This window comes from Chondrinema litorale, assembly GCF_026250525.1.
Classification (GTDB): Bacteria; Bacteroidota; Bacteroidia; order Cytophagales; family Flammeovirgaceae; genus Chondrinema; species Chondrinema litorale.
The window spans coordinates 24,804-47,312 of sequence record NZ_CP111060.1 but is presented as its reverse complement, the minus strand read 5'-3'; the positions used below and the strand labels follow the sequence as shown (position 1 = coordinate 47,312).

General features: G+C 31.0%; 23 protein-coding genes. 5 read left to right on the top strand and 18 right to left on the bottom strand.

Annotated elements, in window-relative coordinates; translation table 11 throughout:
* Positions 1–98 precede the first annotated feature (98 nt).
* A complete protein-coding gene (locus tag OQ292_RS37270; protein WP_284689353.1) occupies positions 99–464 on the top strand; it encodes a winged helix-turn-helix transcriptional regulator in 366 nt (121 codons plus the stop codon).
* Between the two features lie 159 nt (positions 465–623).
* On the opposite strand, the gene OQ292_RS37265 is transcribed toward OQ292_RS37270, so the two are convergent.
* Positions 624–1,004, bottom strand: a complete 381-nt coding sequence (locus OQ292_RS37265) for a VOC family protein (RefSeq protein WP_284689376.1) — start codon at positions 1,002–1,004, stop codon at positions 624–626.
* A 136-nt stretch (positions 1,005–1,140) separates the two neighbouring features.
* On the bottom strand, positions 1,141–1,974 hold the full coding sequence (locus OQ292_RS37260; RefSeq protein WP_284689352.1) for an AraC family transcriptional regulator: 834 nt from the start codon (positions 1,972–1,974) through the stop codon (positions 1,141–1,143).
* 111 nt (positions 1,975–2,085) lie between these two features.
* Here OQ292_RS37260 and OQ292_RS37255 point away from each other — a divergent pair, with 111 nt between their 5' ends.
* Together OQ292_RS37255 and OQ292_RS37250 are read left to right on the top strand one after the other, a co-directional pair.
* Entirely contained in the window at positions 2,086–2,343 is a 258-nt protein-coding gene (locus OQ292_RS37255; protein ID WP_284689351.1) for a hypothetical protein, read from the top strand.
* The gene (locus OQ292_RS37250; protein ID WP_284689350.1) at positions 2,340–2,663 is read left to right on the top strand and encodes a hypothetical protein; all 324 of its coding nucleotides are present in this window, start codon (positions 2,340–2,342) and stop codon (positions 2,661–2,663) included. Before OQ292_RS37255 ends, OQ292_RS37250 begins: the two co-directional genes overlap by 4 nt.
* A gap of 17 nt (positions 2,664–2,680) precedes the next feature.
* Here the strand turns inward: OQ292_RS37250 and OQ292_RS37245 are convergent, their stop codons facing one another.
* From OQ292_RS37245 to OQ292_RS37190, 12 genes are all read right to left on the bottom strand, one after another.
* Positions 2,681–4,891: a PepSY domain-containing protein gene (locus OQ292_RS37245; protein WP_284689349.1), complete on the bottom strand. Its 2,211-nt coding sequence runs from the start codon at positions 4,889–4,891 to the stop codon at positions 2,681–2,683.
* Between the two features lie 16 nt (positions 4,892–4,907).
* The gene (locus OQ292_RS37240) at positions 4,908–5,423 is read right to left on the bottom strand and encodes a DUF2271 domain-containing protein (RefSeq protein ID WP_284689348.1); all 516 of its coding nucleotides are present in this window, start codon (positions 5,421–5,423) and stop codon (positions 4,908–4,910) included.
* Between the two features lies 1 nt (position 5,424).
* Entirely contained in the window at positions 5,425–6,963 is a 1,539-nt protein-coding gene (locus OQ292_RS37235) for an ankyrin repeat domain-containing protein (RefSeq protein ID WP_284689347.1), read from the bottom strand.
* 142 nt (positions 6,964–7,105) lie between these two features.
* A complete protein-coding gene (locus tag OQ292_RS37230) occupies positions 7,106–8,419 on the bottom strand; it encodes a hypothetical protein (protein ID WP_284689346.1) in 1,314 nt (437 codons plus the stop codon).
* 23 nt (positions 8,420–8,442) lie between these two features.
* Positions 8,443–10,893, bottom strand: coding sequence for a TonB-dependent receptor (locus OQ292_RS37225; protein WP_284689345.1), 2,451 nt, complete (start codon positions 10,891–10,893; stop codon positions 8,443–8,445).
* 350 nt (positions 10,894–11,243) lie between these two features.
* A complete protein-coding gene (locus tag OQ292_RS37220) occupies positions 11,244–13,460 on the bottom strand; it encodes an ATP-binding response regulator (protein ID WP_284689344.1) in 2,217 nt (738 codons plus the stop codon).
* A gap of 19 nt (positions 13,461–13,479) precedes the next feature.
* The gene (locus tag OQ292_RS37215) at positions 13,480–14,046 is read right to left on the bottom strand and encodes a GNAT family N-acetyltransferase (RefSeq protein ID WP_284689343.1); all 567 of its coding nucleotides are present in this window, start codon (positions 14,044–14,046) and stop codon (positions 13,480–13,482) included.
* Between the two features lie 12 nt (positions 14,047–14,058).
* Entirely contained in the window at positions 14,059–14,403 is a 345-nt protein-coding gene (locus tag OQ292_RS37210) for a hypothetical protein (protein WP_284689342.1), read from the bottom strand.
* A gap of 8 nt (positions 14,404–14,411) precedes the next feature.
* Positions 14,412–15,032: a ParA family protein gene (locus OQ292_RS37205; protein ID WP_284689341.1), complete on the bottom strand. Its 621-nt coding sequence runs from the start codon at positions 15,030–15,032 to the stop codon at positions 14,412–14,414.
* Positions 15,033–15,270: 238 nt separating this feature from the next.
* A complete protein-coding gene (locus tag OQ292_RS37200) occupies positions 15,271–16,068 on the bottom strand; it encodes a DUF5712 family protein (protein ID WP_284689340.1) in 798 nt (265 codons plus the stop codon).
* Positions 16,068–16,583 carry a BfmA/BtgA family mobilization protein gene (locus OQ292_RS37195; protein WP_284689339.1) on the bottom strand — a complete coding sequence of 172 codons (516 nt, stop codon included), beginning with the start codon at positions 16,581–16,583 and terminating at the stop codon, positions 16,068–16,070. Before OQ292_RS37195 ends, OQ292_RS37200 begins: the two co-directional genes overlap by 1 nt.
* Before the next feature lie 612 nt (positions 16,584–17,195).
* Positions 17,196–17,480: a DUF6943 family protein gene (locus tag OQ292_RS37190; RefSeq protein WP_284689338.1), complete on the bottom strand. Its 285-nt coding sequence runs from the start codon at positions 17,478–17,480 to the stop codon at positions 17,196–17,198.
* 673 nt (positions 17,481–18,153) lie between these two features.
* Here OQ292_RS37190 and OQ292_RS37185 point away from each other — a divergent pair.
* Positions 18,154–18,933, top strand: a complete 780-nt coding sequence (locus OQ292_RS37185; RefSeq protein ID WP_284689337.1) for a ParA family protein — start codon at positions 18,154–18,156, stop codon at positions 18,931–18,933.
* A gap of 11 nt (positions 18,934–18,944) precedes the next feature.
* Positions 18,945–19,835, top strand: coding sequence for a ParB N-terminal domain-containing protein (locus tag OQ292_RS37180; protein WP_284689336.1), 891 nt, complete (start codon positions 18,945–18,947; stop codon positions 19,833–19,835).
* Positions 19,836–19,851: 16 nt separating this feature from the next.
* Here OQ292_RS37180 and OQ292_RS37175 read toward each other — a convergent pair whose 3' ends face one another.
* The 4 genes from OQ292_RS37175 to OQ292_RS37160 all read right to left on the bottom strand — a co-directional run bounded on the left by OQ292_RS37175 (position 19,852) and on the right by OQ292_RS37160 (position 22,477).
* The gene (locus OQ292_RS37175) at positions 19,852–20,175 is read right to left on the bottom strand and encodes a hypothetical protein (protein WP_284689335.1); all 324 of its coding nucleotides are present in this window, start codon (positions 20,173–20,175) and stop codon (positions 19,852–19,854) included.
* Positions 20,176–20,582: 407 nt separating this feature from the next.
* Positions 20,583–21,281 carry a hypothetical protein gene (locus OQ292_RS37170; RefSeq protein ID WP_284689334.1) on the bottom strand — a complete coding sequence of 233 codons (699 nt, stop codon included), beginning with the start codon at positions 21,279–21,281 and terminating at the stop codon, positions 20,583–20,585.
* Between the two features lie 49 nt (positions 21,282–21,330).
* Positions 21,331–22,074, bottom strand: coding sequence for a hypothetical protein (locus OQ292_RS37165; RefSeq protein WP_284689333.1), 744 nt, complete (start codon positions 22,072–22,074; stop codon positions 21,331–21,333).
* A gap of 133 nt (positions 22,075–22,207) precedes the next feature.
* Positions 22,208–22,477: a DMP19 family protein gene (locus tag OQ292_RS37160; RefSeq protein WP_284689332.1), complete on the bottom strand. Its 270-nt coding sequence runs from the start codon at positions 22,475–22,477 to the stop codon at positions 22,208–22,210.
* Between the last annotated feature and the right edge of the window lie 32 nt (positions 22,478–22,509).

Sequence of the window (22,509 nt, the reverse complement as noted above, 5' to 3'; positions counted from 1 at the left end):
GTCTTATATACCATTCTCACAAGTACGGAAATACGATTCATATAGGGATAAATTTTTCCCCTATTGCACATTTTGGAACATAGGTTTATTTTTGTTTTATGTACGAAAGAAAAATTTTACCCAACCTAAATTGTGGCTTGGATTTGATTGGTGAAGTGTTATACGGCAAATGGAAAATCCGTTTGTTGTGGTTCATCAATGAAGGATATTTACGACCAAGCGAACTGCAACGCAAAATACCCGATGCAACTAGACGTGTGCTGAATATTCAATTGAAAGAACTTGAAGAACACGAATTGATTACCAAAAAAATCTATCCTGTTGTACCGCCTAAGGTGGAATATCGTTTAACAGAGTTTGGTAAGACTTTGATTCCCATAATTTCTACACTGGGAAATTGGGGTGATGAAAATGAAGATCGTTTACGGTCGGTCATTTTAAAACGTTTGAAAGCCAATAATTAGATTTTGAATTATGATGGTGGAAGTGGTTGTAACTAGTATGCATGACACCGATTATGAAATGTCCATTAATCGCAGTATTTCCTTTTCGAGGAAGAAATGTTAGTTTTCTGAGAATATTCTACCTCAGCTTTAAGACTTGTTCTGATGTGAAAATCAATATTATTCTTCAGTTTTAGTGTAGGTTACAAAATCAATCCCTATCCCGTTTGGATCAACAATAGCAAAATGTCTGTCTCCCCAAGGTTCATCTCTAAGTTCTATTTCCATTGCTATATTTTTATTTTTAAGTTGAGAGTAAACTTTGTCTACATCATCAACTTCAATGGTCAAATAAACCCCTTTTCCATTATGAGGTGACTGAAAAATAGGTTCTTGACTAGGGTGATTCGGCTTTAAAAAACTTATTTCTGATGAACCATCTGGTGTATGCATCAAAAGGTAAAAGTCATTTTGAAAACTTATGCCAAAGCCTAACTTTTTCGTGTAGAATTCTTTTGTCTCATTCAATTTTTCTGTTACAATTCCTGCGTTTAATTTCATTTTACTTTGAGTTTGTGCATTTGCCCAGCTTATAGATAAGAAAAATGTAGTAAATAATAATGCTTTCATTTTTTATAGTTTGTTGAACAAATTTAGAGATCACTAATGGGTGGAAATTGTAAAAATCGGACAAAAACTATTCAAATGCCTGTGAAGGTGTTACTCCATAAAATGTCTTGAAATTTTTAACAAAATGTGCTTGATCAAAAAAGCCAACATCAAAGTATAGTTTATTATTTCTAATACTTTGCTTTGAAGGTTTAGCATTTAAAATATGTTGAAAGCGTACAACATTGCAAAAAGTTTTTGCAGTTGTTCCAACATAGAAGTTAAAAACTCTACGAAGTTGTCGCGGACTAAGGCCAGTATTTAAGTCTTTCTCTATATTCAAAAAACCATTTTTATGGAAAATGATATTTAAAGAATTGAAAAAACGTAAATCGTATTTAAAACTTTGTCTTTCAATAAAGAATATCAATTTCTCATTTAATGATTTTATAATCATTTCAAATGAATCTGTAGGCTTAATTTTAGTGCTAATCCAATTTGAAAAATCTGGTAATATTAATTTTAATTTTTGAGATTGGTTGCTCAGACTTTTAGCATTAACTCCAAATATCAGTGGGAAAGCAGCAGGTAAAAAACGAATTCCGATGTAGTTAAACTTTTTGCCAATAGGGAACTCTGTATATTTTCTACAAAATCCCATTATATAATTTTCAGATGCTTGATTGTGGTTAAAAAATATATCAATGCACCCGTCAGAAACTACTCTGTATATAAATGGTTGACTGAGTGTTTTTTGCGTTTTAAGTTGCCAAAAACAATACACAAAGCTTTCTATTTCTTTATTCGGTTTGGCTTCTTGATAAGTTATCCACTCGTCTTCTGTTTGAACAGATGGCTGAATAGGTCTGTAATAAAGTTTTATTTCTTCAATTGCTTTCACCTTATCAATATTATTAGACATATACACATTAATTTTTTCACCAAAAACTGTATGCGCTCAAAATATAACTATTTCATTCATCAATAATGGTGTGATATCCGTATGTTTATAAAGTTGAATATAGAAACTCTTATGACATACACGCATTACATATTTGACAATGGCTTGGCTGCAAGGCTTACAATTGATAATGATTATATGATGGATATGGAACGTTATGATCCTAAAATTGGGAAGATGATTTCAGAGTTTAAATTAATCAAAAAGATTGAAAGTGATGAATGTGATTTTAAAAGAGTCTCTGTCAATGAGTTTTGGGAATATATTTTGAATAACAGGTTAGATCATGAAATAAATCAAATCTTTAACCCTAATAATAAAGAGGAATGACGGAAGAAGATTACATTCCATCTTTACCTTGGCACATCTGGTTTGATGAGCGTGATAATAAAAAAGGAGATCGTTTTGGTACACTCATTCATACAGAGTACCCTGAGTTTAAATGTTCCTTTTACATTGGGAAAGCTAAGGTCAAAACCAAAGGTTTAAGCATACATCACCTTGAAACAGGAGTTCAGCTTTATAATGTAAAAATGGCTGATCATAAACTCGATGGTAAAAACATCTATAAAATGACTAATACTTTAAAGGAAGGTGCTAGAGCTCTATATAATACGCTATATCTTCCATTTTTTAGAAATCAGAATTAAGAGAAAAATTGAAATATTTAATAACAATCCATTCTTATTTGATTTTTATTTTGGTAATAGCTCAGTGGCTTTTTATTTATTGTCTTACAAATTTTATCTAAGTTTTCCGACACACCTTTTTGCATAGCAATAGAACCACAAAGCATAATCACACCTCTTTCTTTCAATGTTTGAGCAATAATATACCTGTCTTTTAATATTAAATCTTGTACATAGATTTTTGTATCTCCAACTCTAGAGTATGCGGGTACAAACCTGTTTAAATGTTTTTTATTCAGTGATGATTCAATATAATTGCTATACAACTTATAAGAAGCTTGATTTCTTGCACCCCAATATAAATGAGTTTCTATTTTTTTATCATTATGTTCTAGCATTCCTAAAAATGGAGCTATGCCTGTACCTGTGCTTATTAACACTACACTTTTAGCTTTTTTAGGGAAGTAAAAATGCTTATTTTTTATAATATTTCCTTCCAGAATATCTCCATCTTTTAAGCTATTTAAAAGATTTGAACATAATCCTTTATCATGTCTTTTTACACTCAATAAAATTTGGTTAGTTGCTGTAACTGACATAGAGTACAAGCGCTCTGCGGCATCAGCTGATGGATAAACTGCTAATAAATCTCCTGAATTATATCTTATCTTTTTGCTTGAAGCCAATTTAATTAAAAAGGTGTCATCTGAACTGTGGTGCGCTTCTGTTTTTAATAATACTTTAAATTCTTCTTTTTTCTTATTAGCTGCTATTAATGGATTTTTTGTAGGAATATCTAATTTTAAAGATTGCCTTGTTCCCCACATTTTTAACCATTGAATATATGCTTCCCAAGAACGATTATTTATCGTAAAAGTCTCAAACAGTCTGGTACTTTTTGAATCTTTTAAAAGTAGCTCATCGACTATGTAAGCAAACTTGCAATAATCTGGATAAGCTCTTGAGCCAAACCCCACAATAGAATAACCATAAGCTTGTTTTGGATTTTCTTTGTTAAATAAATCAATAAACTTGTTAGCATTAGCAGGAGCTTCTCCCAATCCATAAGTAGAAGTCATTACAACAAGCTGTTTCATTTGTTTAAACCTAGAATACCTATTCAGTTCTGTGAGGTAAACTTTTTTTCCTGCTTTTAATAACTGTTGTTGCAATTCTACTGCAAAGGGAATGGTATAACCGGTTTCTGATCCCACTAAAATAATGTAATCGCAATCATCCTTGTTTAAAGTATTTTTAATACTACTCTGTTTTCTTTTAAGTGTTAGGTTAAAACCAGAGTAAATAAAAAACAAAATACTACATGTAGATACTCCTAAAACTAAAGCCCACCAAACATTGCCTCTTCCGGTGTGTAGGACTAAACTCAAATCTGATAGCAAGGTAACTAATGGATACTCAACTTCGCTTAAAACCTCACCAGTAAGCTGGTTTATAACTAATTCTTTTTCTTTAAGCTTTAGGGTGTAATAATCTTCTACATCGGGTGAAAATGGAAACTCAAGTGATCGAACCTCAGAAAGTTGTATATTCTTAAATATTGGAAATTCTTGATGGTTTATTGCTGGTGTTTCAGATAAAGTTTCAAAAGTGATATTGTGAGAAGTTTTTGTTACTTCGGGTATAATAGCAAATCGCTGTAGAGATAAATATGTACCCGTTAGGGTAATGATAACAATCGGAATTAATGCCAGTCTACCTAGATACACATGGTAATACTGGTAAAAATTTTCTTTGATAATTTTAGAGAAAAAATGCCTGATTCCTTGCTGTCTTTTTATAATGAGTATAATTCCTGTAAAGGCAATAAAAAAGAGTAAAAGAGAAGATAAGCCAACAAAAAACCTCCCAAGACCTTTTAAAAATAAAGAGCGATGTAAACTAGTGGCAAATTCGTATATAGAAGATTTATCGATTAAATCACCTATTTTTTCACCTGTAAATGGATCAATATAGAAATCGCCCATATTACCTTCTGCATCCATTACTGATACAGCCACAAAGCCATTGACATCTACCTCAAGACTAAAGACCTCATCATATTTAGATTTTAGCTGTGTTACCGTTTCGGCTAGGCTAAGTTCACTTACTCCAGAAACATAATTACTAGATAGGTTATTTGTAACTGGTTCAAAAGATAAAACAATACCGGTTAGAGAAGCAATTGTTATAAAAATACAGGAAGATATAGCCAGTGCTAGATGGCTATACCTCCAAAGTGAAATAATCATATATTAATTACGCATTTTAATTTGGCATAATACGAACGTAGCGTATAAAACCTTTTCCATCATATTTTCCAGAAACATTGTCAGATGTTAGTGGAAATTCAACATCATCTACAAAATATTCTTGGTCTTCAACTGCTGTTTCAAAACGAAGTTTATAACCAGCATTTAATTTGGTTTCATCAATGTCAATTACACAAATTGTTCGCTCTCCACCTGCAATGGTTGCTCCACTTATTCCATCAATGTTAGTAGGTTTTGGTTCATAAAAACTCCACCATTGTGTCATGTCTGGGTACCACTCATCATCTTGACCAATTACATAAAGAGTCTCTTCATATTTTCCCTCTGCATTAATAAGAGAAACTACAATATAAGCTCCTTCTCCCGTGTAGTTTGTTAACTGAACCATACATTTATATGAGCTTGCGTTATTGCTAGCAGTATTTAACTCTTCACTTGAAGGAAAACTAACCGACAAGCTCAATAAGAATGGAACCATTAATAACAATAGAAATCCTTGTACTCTATCCATATTATTTTAAGAAATTAATGTTTACACCATTTGCTTGTAACATCTCATTTTCGCTAGCCAAATCGTAAACGGTTTCATCAAAAGATGTAGTTATACTTTTATCCGCTCCTATCTCAAGCAGATATTTTAAGATTTTATCATTTGTGGCTTTCATTGCTGCAATTTGTAGAGGAGTAGTGCCTTCATCATCAGCTTTGTTTACGTCTACGCCCATTTGATGCACTTTTTTTAGTAACTTCAAATCATTTTTTTCAGCCGCCAAGTGGAAAAGTGTTTTGCCTTCTGCTTGCACAGATGTAGGATTAAATCCTTGTTTCTTTAAGATTTCTAATTTCTCGCTAAACGGATCACCTTCAGCTTCACTTTGCCCAGCTGCTGAGCCACCATGAGCTCCACCTGCTCTGTAGGATTTCATTAAATAAAAGCCAATGTTATTGCCATTTTTATCTGTTACATCAACTTTAGCTCCTTTATCTAATAAGAAAGTTACTATTTCTGTTGAGTTATCAGCTACTGCATTGGTAAGTACTGTTTCGCCCTTATCATTTGCCGTATTAATATCTTTAGTTTTTCCTGCTAATAAACTCACTATTTCAAGGTTTCCACGCTGTGAAGCAATCATTAAAGGAGTATTTCCATCACTATCTGCTCTGTTTACATCCACTCCTTTACTTATAAAATAAGAAATAACTTCTGTATCTTTTGCATTTCTAGCTACAAAATGTAATGGTGTAGTACCATCTTTAGTTGTTATATTCGCTTCAATTCCTTTACCTTCAAGATATTTAAATACATCTATAGAATTTGTGGAACGACGAGCCCCTTGTGCTGCTGCCAACATTGCATTTCCACCAGCCTCATTCAAAGCTTTATAAGCTACTCCCTTCTTAATCAGTTCGTCCATTATTTCAATATTACCTGCTTTAGCAGCATAATAAAATGCACCATTTCCTTCTTTATCAGTATCTTCTAGAGATAAACCTTTTTTTACAAAGTAGTTAATTAGAGTAAAATCTTTTGAATGAGGAATAATAAGAAGTAGAGCATTGGCTCCATCGTGATTTGTTTCTGAAAGTTGAGAGCCATTTGCTAATAAGTAATCATATAGTTCAATATTATTTTGGCCTGTAGTTGCTGCAAAGTTTAATACAGAATAACCATGGTCATCTACTATATCTGTTTTGGCTCCTCTAGAGATTAAAAACTTTATAAGTTCAACATCCCCTCTCATAGCTGCCCAATGCACATAGTTTCTACCATCATGTGTAAGCATGTTTACATCATTACCTTCAATAGATACCAAATACTTAATTGTTTCTAATGGTTGCCCAGTAAGTATTGCCGTAGTAGTACCATTAAAACCCATAGGGTTTAGTTTCACAGGATCGTTACCCGCTTTTATCTCCTCTTTTACTTTATTTAATGATGGATTATAACTCCAGAATTTTCTATCTAAAAGTATATTTTGTGATTGTGCTTTTGTAAATAGAGGCAGGAAAAATACCGCTACTATAAAGATGTTAAAGACTTTTTTCATCATTATATTTTTTGAAGGTTAAATTTTATCTTATGTGAAGGTGATTAAGTTAATTAAGCAAAGCTATTTTAGATAATAAGAGGAAAGGAAAAGATACAAATGGATTACCTATTTATATCTTTTCTCACTTTTAATTTAATGCCTATTAGAATACACCTATATAGTGGTTTCCTGGATTGTTTACTAATTGGGCTCCTACTGTTACTTCTCCAGTTTGGCTATGTAAAACATATATATTTCCATCTTTGCCAACAGGTGTAACAGCTATCAATAAATCATCTCCACTTACCAAGAAACCTTGGTATTGGTGTAGACTTAAATCGCTATCGTCTGGTATTTCACTAACTTTTTCTGCAGTTTGAGTATTCAAATCTACACGTGCTACATAGCTTTGGTCAGACTCACCATATCTGTAAAGTATGTAACCAATTCCATTACTTACATATCTCCAAGTTTGTATGTATACATCATCAACACCTAAAGCAGCATCTAAACTTAAATCAAAGCTATTATCATATTCATTTGCAGTAGTGATTTTTAGGATATGAGATCCATCTGAGTCTCTTTGAGTAGCTTGGTATATGCTTCCATCTTCAGCAAGATAATTCACATTGCTACGATATCCAGAGCAGTCACCATCTGCAACAGTAGATGTAATTACGGTTGGGTTTTCTAAAGATGGGTAATCAACTACGACAGATTTAGTACCTAATCTATCCCACTCGCTTTCTCGGTCGCCTGTTGTAGGATCGTATTTTCGCATCCAAGTACCTATAATCAATTTATCTTTAGCTTGGTTTAATACGGGAGCATCTAATCGGAATATTGCATGTCCTGCTACTTCTTCTTCTGTTGTAAGCGGAATCTCGTATTGCTTATAATCTGAGATAAGTACATTTTCTAAATCTAAAGCTAATACGGTAGCAGTGCCACGGTAATATTCAAATGGATCTTCTGTTTCTGCGTTGTTTGCAGCAATATTAGCAACATTAACAGCTATACCAGTTTGATCTCCATCATAAAGTTTTGCCCATCTTGGAGCTGTTCCTGCATATTGAGCGATACTTACAGTTACATCTTCTTCCACATAGTTAGCAGCACCCTGAACATTAAATCTTGAAAACTCGCCTCCGTTTTCTCCTGCATAAGCAATGTTAAACATTGTGTTTCCATCTTCAGAAACTTGTAAACGGGCAGTTCTGTTTGATTTTACTGCTTCTCCATCTTCATAAAGATTAATTGAAACTTCAGGATTGATGGCATCCTCGTAACTTACTGCATAAATCATGGTTCCTCCATTACCATCTCCAGGAGTTTCTCCCATAAGTGCTCCTGCCACTGTTACCCAACGACTTTCTACTGGGTCAGTTATTTCTTCATCTGGTTCCACACTATCATCATCACAACTGGTAAATATAAAAGCTGTAAAAATAAAAAGGCTTAATAGGTATTTTTTCATGTAGTCAATGATCATTTAATTATTTAAAAATTATTTATTGTGTAATTCAGTTTAAGGTAAAAAGCTCTCCCGGGTTTTTGCACTGCAAAATTGTCGTATACCTGCCTATCTAAAATGTTTCTGGCATCTGCACTTACTACAAATCTCTTATCTGGAAAAGTGTAGCTTACTCCTATATCATGTATAAATTGCTGGGGAGTTCTAAAATCTTCAATTTCTAACCATGTGGTGTAAAAGCGTTCCACGAAACCAAAGTTGTAAAAAACATTTAGCATGGAGTTTTTTGCTATTAGATCATTACAAGTGTATTGTACAGAACTGTTTATTGTAAAGAAAGGCTCGTTAGGCAACTGCTGGTTATAATTGCTATATTGGTTTCCATTTGCATCATATTGGGTATTAAATACAGAGTTAAATTTTGAGGTATTAAGCATTACTCTCAATGCTTTTTTATATGTGTAATTCAACTCAGCTTCGAAACCTATAGACTTTGTTTTTCCTAAATTTTCGTATGGATTAGTTTGTACAGCATCATTAATTCTAGGATTAATTCTTTGTACAATTTTATCTTTTGTATCTCTTATAAAACCTGTTGCGGATACAGAAAATTTGTGGTCGCCAATGGTATAAGTACCTGCCTGAAAACCTAAATTTACATTGTTACTAATCTCAGGGTTGATACCCAAATTTTCTACAATATTATCACCCGGACTACCAAAAACCTCATTTTCTGAAGGCATTCTAACTGCCTGTTCTGCAGATGCTAGCAAAACCAAATTTTGTATTAGTTTAAAAGACAAGGCCATTCCGTAACCTGTCGTATTTCTTTTACTTGTTGCACGATCTTCACTACGGTAAGACTCTCCACTCTCCTCTACCAATATAGGATCCATTCTGTCTATATGCTGTTGGTAATACTTACCAAAGAAGTTTCCTTTTAAGCGTGATTCTATAAGGGTTAATTCATAAGCAAGTGAAGATATATTTTTTCGCAGATCTCTAGTTCCTACAAACTCACGTTCTATAGCACTGCGTTTTTCATCTTGTTGAGTTCTATCGATATTAAAAAAAGCATGACTGAAAACAATCTTATGGTGATCATTTAGCTCGTAGCTAATTCCACTTCTAAATGTGGCTATATTTCTATCTATATGGTTGATGGTGGGTGCGCCTTGTTGTGCTCCTTGTGGAGTTAGAATGGGTTCTCCATTTAAACCTATACTTTGCTCACCAAACCAGTTGTAATTCCATCTTACTGTATCGTTTACAACTTGGTCTCTTTTACTTAGCCTACCATTAAAAGTAACTTCTAATCCTTTCGTAAATAAATCTTTTTTTCGATAATCTAAGCCTGCTACATGAGCTTGCGATTCTGTAAACCTTCCTTTATAAGGAATAGACATGTATGTACCATGCTGAATTTCATTGTAATCATCTGACCCATTATAGCTAATAAAAAACTGATCGGCCCATTTTACATTCGTATAACCCAAAGAAAACTGGCCTCCAATTGATCTATATGCATCATTAAATCGCTTTGCTCTTACATAATCATATCGACCATTAGGCAATATATTTCTTACAAACTTTCCCCAAACTTCATAATCGTTATCTGAATAATTATAAAAGCCAGATACCTTTACAGTTAAGCCAGATTGCTTATTACGATACATCCCACTAAAATTAGCTTGTGTGGTATTAAATGAACCATATGATAAAGATGCAGATATATTATTTGATACATCTTTCTTTAAAACTACATTAATTGCCCCTCCCAAGGCGTCATCTGCTAAATGTGCAGGAAGCACTCCTTTATATATTTCAATTCGCTCAATCAGTGCTGGTGGAATACTGTTTAAGCTAAATGATGCGCCATAAGTTGAGACGGGAATACCATCAATAAAAATCTGTACTGAGTTCCCCGACATACCATTAAGGTTATAATCTACTGCTGAACCTAAACCTCCATTCTGACGGACTCTCACACCAGAAGCTCTATTTAACAAATCGTTGGTTTGTACAGATTGCAGTGCTGCCGATTTTGTTTCAACCACATTAACTGCAAACCCTGTGGTTTCTATTTCTTTTTTTTCGGTTATTCCCTCAACAAGCACTTCATTCAACATACTTGCTTCTGCCCTTGCTAATGCAAATGTACCATCTACAATGGAACTATTCACATTTAAAGTGTAAGTGGTTTTTTGAATCTCTACACTACTAATTTCTAACTGATGATTGCCGTAAGGTATACTTGCAATTTCATATACACCATCTTCACTCGTTAATGCATGCTTTTTAATTGCAGGAATATGAACTGTTGCATAAACGATGGGAGTGCCATCATCAAAAGTAAGTTTACCTGAAATTTTTCCTGTTTGTGAAAAACAATTACTACTAATTAAAAGATTTGCTGCTAAACAAAACAGGATGAATGCTTTGTCCAAAAAAATTGATTTATGTAATCTTATTTTCATATATCTAAATCAATTTGAATGGAAAAAAAAATATTACTGTATCCTCCTTTCTTATATATCACTACTTTCATCACTTATCTCAAGTATTTATTTTTATTTAATCTAAATAAACTTGATGCAATGTTAAAAAGGAGATACTGCAAAGGCAAATTATTTAGAAAGATTCTAAACAATTATTCAGGTGTGGAATTTTTATATATGATATTTGATAAATTATTTCAGTTTTACAGCTATGTATAAATCTGTTTAATGGCATAAGCATGCTATTGAAGCATTAAATGCATTTTACTAAACATAATAGCCCATTATACGCTTTTTGTATTTTTTTACTTTAAAAATGAAGGTAAGTATTATTTATACCCACCCTCTTCAACTCTAAAAATATTTACTAGCTCCAGTTTATTATTTACTTCTACTTTACTAAACAAATTATAAACATGCCTCTCCACTGTTTTTTTAGAAATATTGATCTCCTCTCCTATTTGCTTATAAGTTTTACCCTTTATAATTAGTTCTGTAATTTCTTTCTCTCTTTCTGTCAAACTATACTTTTCATATAACTCTGTTAGTAACTCTTTTTTTGACTTTTTCAACTCATGCTTATTATTGATACTAAAGGTATTGTAATAGGCTTGATTTACTACTGCTTCTATTTGTTTTCTATTGTTGTTTATTATTGAATTTACCTTAAGTAAGACTTCTTGTATATTGAATGGTTTCTCAATATAGTCAATAACTCCCATCTCAAGTCCCTTTAATTTGTTTCTAGAGCCAGTTTTGGCCGTTAGAAATATAAAAGGGATATGTGCATATTTAGGGATTCTAGTTAATTCATTATAAAACTGGAAACCATTCATTTTATCCATCATTACATCACTAATAACAAAATCTAACCGATTTATAGATTTAACTTTCTCTAAAGCTTCTATTCCATTCCGCGCTGTATACACATTGAAATACTCACTCAACTTTTCACCTTCATATTTCAATAATTCAGGATGGTCCTCTAATACAAGAATATTTGGGCTACTATCATCCTTAATTTTGTCATCAATATCTTCAATTGATAGAGTTACAGAATCCTCATCTACAATTTTAATCTTGGAAATATTCTCAATCATTCCCTTATATACAGGGAATTCTAAATGCATTCTTGTACCTATTTCTTCTTTGCTTTTTACTACAGTTTTACCTGAAAGGTCTTTTACTATGCTATTTACGATTGATAATCCCATACCCATTCCATCAATATTTCTCTTTTGGGAATTAAGTTGAAAATATGGTTGAAATATGGTTTTGTGAAACTCATCTTTAATACCAATTCCATTATCAGAAACTACAAAATGGATCTTGTCTTTTTTGGAAAACAAAATAACTTTAATAGTTCCACTTTCATTCGTGTATTTAATAGCATTTTCAATAAGATTGTTAATTATGCGATCTATTGCAGTAGCGCTAGCTTTAATATATACTCCCTTCTCAATTCTATTTAATAGTAATATTTTTTTAGCTCTGGCTGTAGATCCGAATAGTTGTACTCTTAAAGAAAGTAAACTACTAAAATCTGTTATTTGATTGTGATCAAAAAAATTAAATCCTTTCTTATACCTTTCATAATCGAACAGATTTGTAATATCCTTATTAAGTTTATCAATGCAGTTTTTGATAATTCTTATTTCTGCATTACTACCATGTTTAATTAAGTAATCATCAAGACTATTATTTATTAATGTCAGAGGAGTTTTGGTTTCATGAACCAAATTAATGAAAGTATTGATTTGTTGCTGATTTAGTAATTTTAATTTTTTAGTTCTTTCATCAACTGTTTTATGAAGATTCCTGTTTAATTTTTGATACTCCCGTTTAGATTCTAATAACTCTTTATATTCAAGTTTTGACCTTACAATTGATGATCTTATATAAGTAATAGTCATAATGAGAAAGCCAGTATTTGTTAGACAAACTTCTATGACTTGAAAATCGCCAAAAAATGTAATTATTGGTAAACACATCCAAAATAGTAATGCCAACAAAACGGAAACTATTTTCTCCTTATAAAGAGGATCTTCTTCTTTACTCTCTTCGTTGTTATACTTAATTTTAAAAGCTTTAGCAACATGAAATAGAAATACTAACGCATAAAAAAAAGGAACGATAACTATCAGTTTTCTACTTAATACCAGATCATCAGTTAAATAATATGGAATAATAAAGGCAAATAAAAATGGTAAAAACAAAAACAGTATAGATCCATAAAAAGCAAAAAACTTTAAGTGTTCTAGCTTAAAAGCTTTATAAAAATAGAAAGCAAAATACATAGACAATACTACACCCCCTGCATATGCCAATACAACTTGTAAATGATATGGTACTGGTAAATTCTCATCTGGAAATAAACCAGTAAAAGTATTATATTGGACCAGTAAAAATAATAGTATCAAATACCATAATCTACTTTTATCACTGGGTCTTTGTAATAAGTAATAACATTGGATTCCTAGCAAGGTAACTTCTATACTTGTAATAATAAAAGTTACCAAATGCATTTGTGTGCCTTGTAATAGCATAGTTGGTTGAAATTATAGTTTAAGCTGATATTCTTCTGAGCATAAATAGTTTGTATGTGAATTGTATTTCCTCAAATATTTGAAACCCTAACTTTTTGTACCAAGGCACATTTTTCTCTGTTGAAGTTTCTAAATAAATAGGAAGTTCTCTTCTTTCATATTCTCCAATAATATCATTGAGTAATTTACTACCAATGCCTTGATTCTGTGCTTCTGGAAACACACCAACAAACCATAAATAAGCAAAAGGCTCTTTGGGATGGTGTTTCTTAATCTTTCCTTCTCTCTTAAGAGTTTTAACTGCTTTAATGTATAATGCCAGTTTAATATCCCAAAGCACAGTTTGAAATGTATCTTTTTTCTTATCTGGAAATAATACCAAGGAGCAAGCCTTCTTATCATCTGAAAGCCATACTTCTCCAAATTTCAAACAAATGTCAAAAGAGTATTCCATCAGTTTTATTAGTGCATTTTTCCTTCTATTACCTTGTGGAATTACATAATTAACACTTTTATTATCATCAAAAGATTGGCTTAAAATCTCCACAACAAGTTTTCTATAATAGTTATCAGTTACTTTAATCATCTTAAAATTTAGTTAATCTAGATATCTGTTCTTTTTATTGTTTAATGTCTTATGGATTGAGTTGATATTATCTTTAATAAAATTCTCAACAAGATATGAGATAAGATTAGAAACTTTTTTTAGCTCTCCTGCGACTTTCAACTTAATTAAAACCTCATGTAAATCTTTATCAAGATATACAGGTGCATTACCCGAAAAATGATCCAAGTCATTTATCTTTTGCATTATATTGTCAAACTCATTTTGTTCTTCAGGCAATCTTATAGCATTCTTTTGGGGTTCTTTTTTATTTGGTGCAGTTTCTTTTTTAGTTTGTTTTCCTGCTTTTATTTCTTTTGTCAAATCTTTGATATTCATCAGCACTCCTAGTTAAAAAAATTGTCAAAAATGTATCCATAGGTTTCTTCAGTTTGAGGAACAATTTCAGGTGCTGTTGATACTGTGTTAATTCTTTGAAAAGCTATACGATCTGAAACTTTGGGGGCTATGGTTCCAAAGCCATTTAATAAATTATTTACTTGCTGCATAAGTTCGTATTTAACATTTGGCTTTAGCCTATTCGGTATAAATACTATTTGTAAAGAAGGATTTACATGCTTTACAACCTGGGCAAATATTAAAGTAGATTCAACAGTAATTTTATCATAGCTAAAAGGACATATCACAAGATCAACTGATTTGAAAACTGCAATGAGATTATCATCATCTATTTTTCCAGGTAGATCAATAATGACATGCCCATCAACACTAGCTAGTTTATCTTTTATTTGCGAAAAGCTATCTAAGCCTAAGTCTATTACTTCATATAGCGATCTATTTTCATACCTTTCTTTATCTTCATCCCACATTGTTTTAATACTTGATTGAAAATCCATATCAAGAATTAAAATTTCCTGCCCCATTTTTGAAGTAAGAAAATTTGAAAATAAAATGCAGTGAGTAGTTTTTCCGACTCCCCCTTTCTGATTTGCGATGATTATTTTCATACTTTAAATGTGTTTAATTATTACAAATATACATTATATATATATTTTAACAATATATTGTTATAAAAATATGTAAAAAATATTATTTTGTATATATTATACATTAAATAATATATTATATGTATAAACATTTAATGTAAAAAAGGCTCCTCTATTAAGAGGAGCCTTACTTTTATAAAGCAACAGGGTTAATTATTTCAATTTAGTACATGTTCTTGTAGTGATTTATTTCTCACATCTATAACAGTTTTCTTAACCTTGGTTGGTTTAATGCTTTTGATCTTTCATTCTCCTCAAACTTTCTTTTATAATTTTCTAAAATAATTGCTTTCTGTTCAACTGACGATACTTTGTTTAATTCTTCTCGTAAAGCAAATGACTCCGATATATCCCTTTTATAATTAAAAGTTTTATCGAAACTCTGCTCAACAAAGACCTTATGTTCATTACGATCAAACCCGGCATTTTTTGCAGCTCCTTGTTTCCCAACTTTTCTTGAATTAGCATTAGGACTCAACTTAAACTTTCCATCTATACTTTTCCTCCCAATAATAATATGCACATGCATATTACTACCTACCTTCTTTTGACCTGATTTAACTTTTCCATTTTTAACATCATCGTCATTTCCTTTGTAATACCTGTTATATTCCAGCTTACCGAAAATATTAACATTATCAGACTCTAATCCTTTTCGTTTAAAATCTCTAATCAATTGAGGCATATATTCTTTCTGAACCCAGTTTTTAAACTTTTCTGGATCATTCTTAAAATGGTTTTGTTCCTTTTCTGATGGATTTATTGATATCATATAAAACTTGGCATCCTTCTTCCCTAAACCACTTTTCTTCTGACCATCTATTGCCTTATCCACCTCGTACTTTAAAATATTATCTGTATGCAGATTAAAGAAAAACTCTCTTGATCTTCCCTCCTTTTCCAATAATTTTTGTTCCTTCTCTAAATAGTTTGTCAGGTTTTTTACACTCCCTTTATTATCTGCACCTATACTTCCTCCAGAGAAATCTATGTACATTATAAGTCTTTTAAAGTTTTAAAATACGCTAGGTAAGTACTATTTAATTCTTGTAGATTATCCTGTTTTATTTTTCCAGTACCGAAAACTAATCGCTGTTTTTCTAAGTAATTTAAGAATAACACTTCTGCTTTTTCAAGATGTTTTCTATTATCACTTACTTCTTTGTTAATTAGTTGGGTTATTTTTTTTGATAATTCACCTACTTTATCAAGTTGATCTGCTTTTTTTCTAAACTCTTGAGTAGATCTCGCTAACTCATCCAACACAGGATTTAACTTGGTTTTTTCTTGTTGCTTTATAAATCCAATTACTCTGTTGTTCTCTTTTCTTAAAAGTTTAATGGTTTCTTTTAAATCTGTAGCTTCTGAATCAACAGGATCTATACCAGTTTTTTCAAAGTAACTGATCATCTGTGCAGTAAATTCTTTTAATTTTCTATTATGGTCTTTACAAAGTTTGACCAAAGAAGAATGAGTAGTTTCCTCTAAAGGAACTGCTTTGAGTTTTGACATTAGATTAAAAAATTAATTTGATAATTAATTAAAAGAGGTATTATAATGTCAATTATAATTGTTTTTGGGTAAAAATTAATAGTGAATTAATTTTTTCTTTGCTCTAATAGAGCAAAACACCCCGTAGGGCAAGCGGAACAAAGCTTTTGCGAGTGATGAACAGTATTTTTGTAAAAAATACCGTTCCCGCTTGCTATCCCTGCAGGATACGAGCTTAATTGCGAACTTTTGTAGCGAAGCGAAAATTGTAAGCTTTGAAGCTTGTGTCCTGCATTCAACTCAACATCCAATTCTCAATTGGAAACATTATCTAAACAATCATTTACATGATTATACCTACTAAAGTGTTTTACGCACTACATAATGTGTATAGCTTTTTATGTATTCTATTTTATTCATTATGCTTTAAGTAATATGTATGGCATAATGAGTTTAACACTTTAAATTTTACCTATTACTTTTTAAATAAAATGTACTCTTTTTTACTTATTGTGTATTATGTTATATACAATGCATTTTACATCTTATTTAATCTTTACTATGTATTACATATTATGTGTTACATAAAATGCTTTATGCAATATGTATTATGTTTTAAATAAAAAAGAGGAGTTATCCTCCTCTCTTGTAATACTCTAAAAGTGCTTTTGAAAAATCTTTTTGAGTTAAAAATGGAATTACACTGCCGGAAAGATATTTTCTGAATATACCTGTGTTGAAAGCTGCTAATACCATATAGTAAAAATAGTCTGGTAGTAACTGGGATCTATCCGTTAAAACAATGAAACAATTTGCTGATGGCTCTCGCATTGGTTTACCAGCATTGACTCCTTTTGATTGGATATAAAAGTCTGCTTGTAAAGAAGAATTGACTGAATAGCTTTGAATAAGATACATAATAAAAGCTGGGGTTAGGTTGAACAAAAAATTTATTCGACCTCCAGCTCTATATCTGGACTTCATGCAAACAGGAAACTCAATAAAATTTTATGGGGTAGTCTTTTGCTACTTGTCCAGATATGGAGCTAACTTTATTAATTTTTTGAGATACTGTGGGTGGGTTTGCCATATAGATTGGCTTACTATTTTCTTGAATCCTATGATTCAAAATTGAATTATGTAATATATGCTTATCTAACAATTTATATTTTGTCCTTTCAATATCCAGTTGACTTTTTTTCTCTTGGAAGACCACACAAACAACTCATCTTCATTAACTCTGTTCTTTCTACTGGAATTGATTGATAGTATATAAGTACTGGATCTAGATTTGACAGATTAACTCCATTAGGAAAAATTTCATGCATGTTAATCATTTTGAATACTCTCTTTATTATATAGCACACGATCAATATCAAAAAATAGCATCCTTCGATATTTGGCAATAAGCTGTTTTATTTAAACTAACCAAACAAAAAATTAGATTACAAATAGTAAAATTAAATTCTAAAAAAACTTTAATAGCTTCCAAATTCACAACTATTTCATAAATTAAATTTTTTACATTTTTTGTTTCTTTTATTATCTACAGAATAGGACTAAGTTTGTAACAGAAAGAAAATTTGATAACATGATAATTTCAATTTTAAATATGAAAGGCGGAGTAGGTAAAACTACTACAACTTTAAACCTCGGTTATGCTCTGGCTCAACAGGGTTATAAAACATTACTAATAGACAATGACCCTCAAGGTAATTTAACTACTGGTATAGGTATCGAAGAATACGAGCAAACAGTAACTGACACATATTTAAATGGAATTCTTCCTATCCATCAACTTTCTGAAAAATTACATGTAATTCCTGCCGATATTACATTATCCACTGTTTATAATGAATTAAGCAATAAAGTTGATGCTAATTTCAGGCTTTTTAAGAGCTTGAAAGCTGTTAATAAAGACTACGACTACATTTTAATAGATAATAGGCCAGATGCGGGTATTTTAGCTTCAAATTCAATTTTGGCTTCAGATCAATTCATGTATTTAGTTAAATCTGGTGATGCTTACAGTTTAAATGGTATTCTAACTTTCGAAGAAATAATAGAAGAACAGGTTAAACCCCTACTTGAATTACAAGGCAGAAACATTAACCTTTTAGGTGTTTTAATTAATCAAACTAAAAACACTAATGTTAGCCAGCACATCGAAGATCAGTTAGTAGATTACTTTAAAGAAAAAGTTTTCGATACAAAAGTTAGAATTAATTCTGCCATACAAGAGGCTGTAGTATTAAAAATAAGTGTAATTGAGCATGCTCCTAAAAGTAATGGTGCATTAGATTTTACTACCTTGGCTCATGAAGTAGTAAAACGCACAAAAGGTAAAAAAGCAACCATCCAAACAGCATAAAACTAAATAGTATGGCAAACTTTAAATCTAAAATCAAAACAGTTGATTCTGTTTTAACAAAGAAACCAAAGAAGAAATTACCTGTACTTATCAAAGACAGTAACGATATTGAAATTCTAAATGAGTTACAGGTCTTTATTCCTCCTTTACAAGAAGAGGAATTTAAGTTGTTAGAAAAAAGTCTGGTTGAAGAAGGTGTACGTGATCCAATAGTAGTCTGGAAAGAAAAAAATGTGATTGTTGATGGGCATAATAGATGGGACATTATTTTAAAACACAGTCTTAAAGACTATTCTATAAAAGAGATGTCTTTTGATTCAATTGATGAAACCAAACAATGGATGTTGAATAATCAATTGGGTAAACGAAATATTACTACTGCTCAAAGAAGTTACTTGAGAGGTATGCGATATCTCATGACGAAAAAGAGTCATGGAGGTAATTATATGCCGAGTTCTCAAAATGAAAACTCGCTCAAAGATGACTCTGAAAAAGCGAGTTCTCAAAATGAAAACTTGAAGACTAATGAGAAAATTGCCAAGCAATTTGATACCTCTGTAAGCACAATTATGAGAGATGCCGATTTTGCTAAAGGATTAGAAAATATCGGTTTAAGTAATCCTGAATTAAAGAGAGATATTTTAATAGGAAAAGTAAAAGCTAACAAAGGATTAATAACAGACTTTGCTAAAGTTGAGAATCCTGAAAAAATGAAAGTAACATCTGTATCAGATCTAGCTGTTGCTTTACCTGCTAAAAAGACAACTAAAACAAAAACAAGCAACACCACAAAATTTCAGAAAGAACTATTAAAACTGATTCCCAAGTTAAATGATAAAACCAAAGATGATACTTGGGATAAAGTATATGCCTTGTTAGATAGCATAAAAAAGGGAGAGTAGAAACACTCTCCCTTTTTTATGCTGAAACGCCTAACTCTGTAGGTAGCCAATTTTTTATTTCAATTCCATAAATGGCAAGTCCTCTTTTTTCCACATAATTAATTTCCCAAAAACTTGAATCGGTTGGATCACTAGGAATATTTATAAAGCCTACTTCTAAATCTTTTAGAATAGAAAGGGTTGAAAAAAATGAGTGTTTTGAATCTTTTTCTTTTATTTTCGTATTCAAAAATATTTCTAAGTCATTGATTAGTTCAGGGTATTTTTTCTCAATTTTTAAAGCAAGTGCTTTTTGAACTTCACTAATCCCACTAGAATTATTATAAATATAAAACTCCACCAATTTATCTACAGAGTTAATCTTACGTTTAACATACCAATGCGATTCATCTGATCTATTCGATTTATTGTATGTTAAAATACCAAGAGTAGAATCACTAATTGTTTTTTCTTAAATATATTAAACATACTTTCGATTTTATAAGTGAGTGCTATATCTAATTAGATTGAATATTCTGAAAAATATAATTAAAAAGTAGTTAATTACATGTTCTGGACTAACGTGACCCCCTGATTCTGTTTTAAAGTGGTGCTTAGTTATTTTTGGTGGGATAAATCAGGAAATATCAAGAATTCTAATGTTTTTCTACATTGCTTATTTCATGAATTGAAGCTCCTCTATTTAGCTCTATATTTTTTTTCTTCAACCTATTTATTGTTTCTATTAACATTAACGATATCCAGTTTTTAAATATTAGCTATTTTATCTTTGGCTACTAACACACTATCCTTAAAAAAATCATCTTTTAGATTTGATACATCTACACCTAATTTATCCTGATGAGTTTTTATCCAATTAATCAAAATAGAATTTTCATTAATATTAAAATCTTTAAAATCACCACTATTTTGTAATATATCCTCTAAATGATTTTCAATCAGAAAAACAAAATTCTTGAAACCCAAGCTATTTATTTCTAATATCCACTTTTCTAGCAAAAAAGTTAAATTATGTATGAGCTTGTTTATTTCAATCATATTTTCAAAATCAAAATGATGTGAATTGCAGTTTATATCATAAATCCACCAAGCTATTAAAAATTCGTTAATCGCTTTTTGCTCCGATTTATCCCAATTCCTCCAATCTGCTATCTTAAGTTTACCTAAAACCACAAATGTATTAACTGCCAATTCTTGTTTGGCTGTTAGCTCAAAAATTCTAGGCAGGTAGTGTTTAAAATCATCTACATCTCCCCAAGTAGTAATAGCTTTAAATGCATATTTAGATATATCTTCGTCAACTAAATCTCTTAACTTGCTTGTATGTAATAAAGATTTATCCATATCTGATACACAACATGGACATCCTACAATATTAGGATTACGAGGATATTCCGAGAAAGTCTGATATAATACTTCAATAGCTGCATTTAGATTATTTTTCATACAGTTTAAATCTTTATAAGATTAAAGTGAATCTAAAATTATGCTTTACTTACAAGTTTTTATTCTTCATTCTGAAGTTTTCTTTATGCAAAGGAATTGAGTCAAAGTTTATTGAATATTTTGCTAAACTTATTCTTAATTCTTGATTAGATAAGTTTTCTGGATAATAAATTCCTTCAAATTTCACATTGCTAACTTTAGCTTTAAAGCTATGGCAAAAATCAAGTCGGCCTCCTGTTATTTTTTCCGCAATTTTTCCTTTCCAGTAAATATCATATTGGTGTTTTTTTTGAGTAATAATTTGAATTTCATGATCAACACACTCACAAGACATAATATGAGATTTAATGCTATTTTTTTTATCATAATTAGACAAAGAATCAGCTTTAATTAACACATTAGCTAAATTATTAAAATCTATCTTGTTTGATACAGTTCCAACTAATACTCCACCATCGTAAGGGGAATATTTGATTATTCTATCATCAAAATGATTATATCCAACTATGTTAATTGAAGATATTATACATCGTTTATGCATAAACCAAAAATATTTTGTCTCCCAAAAAAAATTAGGATCAGGATCTATATTTTCATCCATTTCATAATCGCTAATTAAAATTTTAGGAATTTCAATTTCTTCTCCTTGATTATAATCTTCTGATTCAAGTTCAAAATGAAACAAAATCCCCAATGAAGGTTTAAGTTCTGCAAACCATCTGAATCTCTCTATTTTATGACCAGATGGATAAGGATTTTTTGAAAAATATATTCTACTATCTTTATTATCCATTTTAAAATTGTTGATAGAATTACGTATTCCGGACTAATATGACCCCCTCATTCTGTTTTTTAGTTAATCTTTTTTTTTCAAATATAGGGGAGGGGAGCTGTTCAATACTAAGTTTTATTTCTTAACCAATCTGCTAAGAGCTTATCAAGATTTTCAGAATCTTGTAACTCATATACTGGTCATCAAGATAATCAAGGCTATCACCCATTTCATCTGACAAAATATTGCTTGTTACAAAACTAGAAAACTCATGTTCATCCAAGGATTTAAAGTTTACAATCTTTAAAGCTTGTTGGAGAATACTGGCTATTTGTTTGGCATTTATCTGCTCCAATATTCTCAGTGTTTCGTATGCGAACATACCATAAGAGTTATCAAAATACTGCACAAAACTTCCATTCATGACTTGTTAATGCAGTGGGCCAATTAGATATA

Bases quoted from the DNA above. Each gene is read 5' to 3' on its own strand.
- OQ292_RS37240 (WP_284689348.1), bottom strand. From the start codon at position 5,423: ATGGATAGAGTACAAGGATTTCTATTGTTATTAATGGTTCCATTCTTA.
- OQ292_RS37195 (WP_284689339.1), bottom strand. From the start codon at position 16,583: ATGTCAAAACTCAAAGCAGTTCCTTTAGAGGAAACTACTCATTCTTCT.
- OQ292_RS37210 (WP_284689342.1), bottom strand. From the start codon at position 14,403: ATGAATATCAAAGATTTGACAAAAGAAATAAAAGCAGGAAAACAAACT.
- OQ292_RS37205 (WP_284689341.1), bottom strand. From the start codon at position 15,032: ATGAAAATAATCATCGCAAATCAGAAAGGGGGAGTCGGAAAAACTACT.
- OQ292_RS37255 (WP_284689351.1), top strand. From the start codon at position 2,086: ATGACATACACGCATTACATATTTGACAATGGCTTGGCTGCAAGGCTT.
- OQ292_RS37225 (WP_284689345.1), bottom strand. From the start codon at position 10,893: ATGAAAATAAGATTACATAAATCAATTTTTTTGGACAAAGCATTCATC.
- OQ292_RS37215 (WP_284689343.1), bottom strand. From the start codon at position 14,046: ATGATTAAAGTAACTGATAACTATTATAGAAAACTTGTTGTGGAGATT.
- OQ292_RS37190 (WP_284689338.1), bottom strand. From the start codon at position 17,480: ATGTATCTTATTCAAAGCTATTCAGTCAATTCTTCTTTACAAGCAGAC.
- OQ292_RS37200 (WP_284689340.1), bottom strand. From the start codon at position 16,068: ATGTACATAGATTTCTCTGGAGGAAGTATAGGTGCAGATAATAAAGGG.
- OQ292_RS37245 (WP_284689349.1), bottom strand. From the start codon at position 4,891: ATGATTATTTCACTTTGGAGGTATAGCCATCTAGCACTGGCTATATCT.
- OQ292_RS37170 (WP_284689334.1), bottom strand. From the start codon at position 21,281: ATGAAAAATAATCTAAATGCAGCTATTGAAGTATTATATCAGACTTTC.
- OQ292_RS37180 (WP_284689336.1), top strand. From the start codon at position 18,945: ATGGCAAACTTTAAATCTAAAATCAAAACAGTTGATTCTGTTTTAACA.
- OQ292_RS37220 (WP_284689344.1), bottom strand. From the start codon at position 13,460: ATGCTATTACAAGGCACACAAATGCATTTGGTAACTTTTATTATTACA.
- OQ292_RS37230 (WP_284689346.1), bottom strand. From the start codon at position 8,419: ATGAAAAAATACCTATTAAGCCTTTTTATTTTTACAGCTTTTATATTT.
- OQ292_RS37165 (WP_284689333.1), bottom strand. From the start codon at position 22,074: ATGGATAATAAAGATAGTAGAATATATTTTTCAAAAAATCCTTATCCA.
- OQ292_RS37235 (WP_284689347.1), bottom strand. From the start codon at position 6,963: ATGATGAAAAAAGTCTTTAACATCTTTATAGTAGCGGTATTTTTCCTG.
- OQ292_RS37270 (WP_284689353.1), top strand. From the start codon at position 99: ATGTACGAAAGAAAAATTTTACCCAACCTAAATTGTGGCTTGGATTTG.
- OQ292_RS37265 (WP_284689376.1), bottom strand. From the start codon at position 1,004: ATGAAATTAAACGCAGGAATTGTAACAGAAAAATTGAATGAGACAAAA.
- OQ292_RS37250 (WP_284689350.1), top strand. From the start codon at position 2,340: ATGACGGAAGAAGATTACATTCCATCTTTACCTTGGCACATCTGGTTT.
- OQ292_RS37260 (WP_284689352.1), bottom strand. From the start codon at position 1,974: ATGTCTAATAATATTGATAAGGTGAAAGCAATTGAAGAAATAAAACTT.
- OQ292_RS37185 (WP_284689337.1), top strand. From the start codon at position 18,154: ATGATAATTTCAATTTTAAATATGAAAGGCGGAGTAGGTAAAACTACT.
- OQ292_RS37160 (WP_284689332.1), bottom strand. From the start codon at position 22,477: ATGAATGGAAGTTTTGTGCAGTATTTTGATAACTCTTATGGTATGTTC.